Below are 2,863 nucleotides of genomic sequence, written 5' to 3' on the forward strand. Positions count from 1 at the left end.
AACGGCAGCACCCTCACCAGGGCCGTTCACCAAGTCCAGCCCCTCCTGGCCGAGCACGGCCACACCATCCCACCCTCCACCGCCAGGTTCCACACGCCCGCCGACGTCACCGCGTTCCTCGCGAACAGCAGCTCCACGCAGATCAAATCAGCATGTTGATTCTCTGCGAGCCCCTAGCTCGAAAGCGTTCGCACCTGGCCGCCGAAGAACACCAGTGGCTCCGCTTTCTCATCTCGTTCCAGTGCGAGAACCTCCAGCAGCACCAGGGTGTGATCGCCCGCTTCGACCGCATTCCAAGGTGCAGCCTCGATGGTCGCGATTGCTCCGCGTACAATGCCCGCTTGCTCGCGCACCTCCACCTCGATGCCATCGAATCTCGACGAGGCCGGCCGACGCAGATCTCTCAGAATCTGCTCCTGCCCCACTCCCAGGACGCTGATCCCCCATCGGTCGGCCCTTCGCAACTCGGGCCATGTGGTCGATGTATGTGCGAACGAGAGGGAGACGAGCGGCGGATCGAGCGAGACTGATACGAGCGAGTTGGCGGGCATGCCGACGAGCGTTCCGTGGACCTCGGCGGCGACGACAGCCAGCCCGGTCGAGAATCCTGCGAGGGTGCGACGCATCCTGTCAGGGGTGATCACTTCAGCCATCCACCGATTCCATACTGCTCGGGGATGCCAAGGTTCTCGCGCAGAGTCGAGCCAACGTAGTCATCGGGGTAGACGCCACGCTCACGCAGAAGCGGGACAACCTCGTCAACGAATGCATCGAGGCCGTCCTCCCACACATCGGGCATGATCCAGAAGCCATCCGTGGCTCCCGCCTCGAACCACTCCTGCATGTGGTCGGCGTGCACGTGACCCGGCCCGACGGTGACGGGGTGGAAGTCGATGGCGCCATGCGCGAGCATGTCGCGAGGGGACCATCCCGCCTGGGCTAGCCGCAGCGCAATGCCTGAGCGCGGGTCACCCGGCGCCGCGTGCGCGACAGACAGCTGCTCGGGGGTCAAGGGGATATCGATGTCCTGGGGTCGCAGCGGCACGCCGAGCATCGCACCGAGATGGGGAAGTCGTGCATCGAACACTCCGCCCGACAGGGCCATGCGACGATCGAGTCCTTCCCTGACGGTCGGCGCAACGGTGGTCACGAGACCAGTGAAGAACTTGATATGGTCCGGGTTCCGACCGGCGTCCTCCGCAGCCTTCCGAACAGCGTCGCGCTGCGCACGAGCCTCTTCGATTTCCCACACCTCAGCCAGGAAGCCGCTCGCGTAGCGGCCGGCGAACTCCAGGAGGTGCGGACTCGGACCACCCGCTGTGAAGACCACGGGCTGCCCTTGCTCCGACGGCGGAAGCGGCAGCGGGCCACGCGATGCGACGTGCTGGCCGCCGAGATTGATGGGCTGCAGCTTCGCCGGATCGATGAAGCGCCCGGTCGCCTGATCCTTGATCCATGCGTCCTTCTCCCAGCTCCCCCACAGCGATTGCACGATCTGTACGGACTCGTGAGCGCGCTGATAGCGCTCCCCTCGATCCGCGACGGGCTTGCCGTAGTTCGCTGCCACCATCGGGTCGCTGGTCGTCACCGCATTCCATCCCGCACGGCCGTGGCTCATGATGTCGAGGACCTTGAACTGGCGTGCGGTGTTGAACGGCTCCTGGAAGGTGGTCGACCCTGTCAGCACGAAGCCGATGTTCGTCGTGGCCTGCGAGATGGCGGCGGCCTCCATCAGCGGATCCATGATGTTGGGAATCGAGGAACGCTCGACGTCGCTGCGTACCGCGGGGACGTCGGGCGTGAAGACGAATGCGAATCCACCCCGCTCGGCGGCTTGGGCATAGCGGATGTTCGCGTCAATGTTGGCGTAGTTTCCCGGGTCGACCTGTGGCGCGCGCCACGCGAAAGGAAGTGAGCCGTAGCCGTCTCCGAGGACGGCGCTGAGGATGATCTTGCGGTCTGCCATGCACCCCATCCTCGAAGGTTGACATAATGTCAATGTCAAATCGTAGGATGAAACCCCAGGAACCGCTCAGGAGCGCCCATGCGTATCGGCCAACTCGCGACGAAGACCGGTGTGTCCGCACGAATGCTGCGGCACTACGAAAAGCTCGGCCTTATCACGCCAGAGCGCCTCGACAACGGCTACCGGGACTACGGGGCCGACCTCGTTGATCGCGTCGAGAAGATCAGCAACATGGTCGCCGCAGGCATCCCCGTGCGCATCGTCGGCGCCATCCTCCCCTGCCTCGACCAGAGACACGACATCATCGTCGACGACCCCGCCTTCCGCGCTGTACTCGTCGAGCAACTTGCACGGATGACCGAGCGGGCCGAGTCGATCGAGCGCAATCGAGCCGCTCTCGCCAGCTACATCGAGGCGATCGACCGCGCCCGCCCATCGACCTCCTGACAGCGTCGCAGTGGCGGGTGGGCTTGATCCGCTTTGACGGACATCCGAGATCAGGGGTTCAGCCCCGGGAGGATGTCCATCATGGAGAGCATGGGGAAGAAGAAGCCTCGGCCTCGCCGTTCGTTCACGCCGGAGTTCAAGGCCGAGATCGTCGAGCTGTGCCGGCGTGGTGACCGCTCGGTCGGTCAGGTCGCCGAGGACTTCGACCTGACCGAGACCGCAGTGCGGCTGTGGGTCAGCCAGGCCGAGGTCGACGCGGGCGAGCGCGACGGCCTGACCAGCAGCGAACGCGAGGAGCTGGCCGCGCTGCGGCGGGAGAACCGCCGACTGCGAGAGGACGTGGAAGTCCTCAAGCGTGCGACGGCTTTCTTCGCGAAGGAGACCCGGTGACGGTCCACCCGTTCATCGGGGCGGAGAAGCGTGCAGGTCACAGCGTGAAGCGCGTGTGTG

4 protein-coding genes are annotated in these 2,863 nt (G+C 65.1%); 2 read left to right on the plus strand and 2 right to left on the minus strand.

Annotation, left to right across the window (positions count from 1 at the left end):
• Positions 1-173 precede the first annotated feature (173 nt).
• Positions 174-653: a flavin reductase family protein gene (locus L0P92_RS43615; protein ID WP_234768677.1), complete on the minus strand. Its 480-nt coding sequence runs from the start codon at positions 651-653 to the stop codon at positions 174-176.
• Positions 641-1,966 (minus strand): NtaA/DmoA family FMN-dependent monooxygenase, encoded by a 1,326-nt coding sequence (locus L0P92_RS43620; RefSeq protein ID WP_234768678.1) that lies wholly within the window; start codon positions 1,964-1,966, stop codon positions 641-643. Before L0P92_RS43620 ends, L0P92_RS43615 begins: the two co-directional genes overlap by 13 nt.
• Positions 1,967-2,044: 78 nt before the next feature.
• Between L0P92_RS43620 and L0P92_RS43625 the strand changes: the two genes are divergently transcribed.
• A complete protein-coding gene (locus L0P92_RS43625; protein ID WP_234768679.1) occupies positions 2,045-2,413 on the plus strand; it encodes a MerR family DNA-binding transcriptional regulator in 369 nt (122 codons plus the stop codon).
• 81 nt (positions 2,414-2,494) lie between these two features.
• A complete protein-coding gene (locus L0P92_RS43630; protein ID WP_372497433.1) occupies positions 2,495-2,803 on the plus strand; it encodes a transposase in 309 nt (102 codons plus the stop codon).
• Positions 2,804-2,863 lie beyond the last annotated feature (60 nt).

The sequence above is a fragment of the Streptomyces muensis genome (assembly GCF_021474425.1).
Lineage (GTDB): Bacteria > Actinomycetota > Actinomycetes > Streptomycetales > Streptomycetaceae > Streptomyces > Streptomyces muensis.

Coding starts and splice junctions, on each gene's coding strand:
- L0P92_RS43630 (WP_372497433.1), top strand. CDS start 2,495: ATGGAGAGCATGGGGAAGAAGAAGCCTCGGCCTCGCCGTTCGTTCACG.
- L0P92_RS43620 (WP_234768678.1), bottom strand. CDS start 1,966: ATGGCAGACCGCAAGATCATCCTCAGCGCCGTCCTCGGAGACGGCTAC.
- L0P92_RS43625 (WP_234768679.1), top strand. CDS start 2,045: ATGCGTATCGGCCAACTCGCGACGAAGACCGGTGTGTCCGCACGAATG.
- L0P92_RS43615 (WP_234768677.1), bottom strand. CDS start 653: ATGGCTGAAGTGATCACCCCTGACAGGATGCGTCGCACCCTCGCAGGA.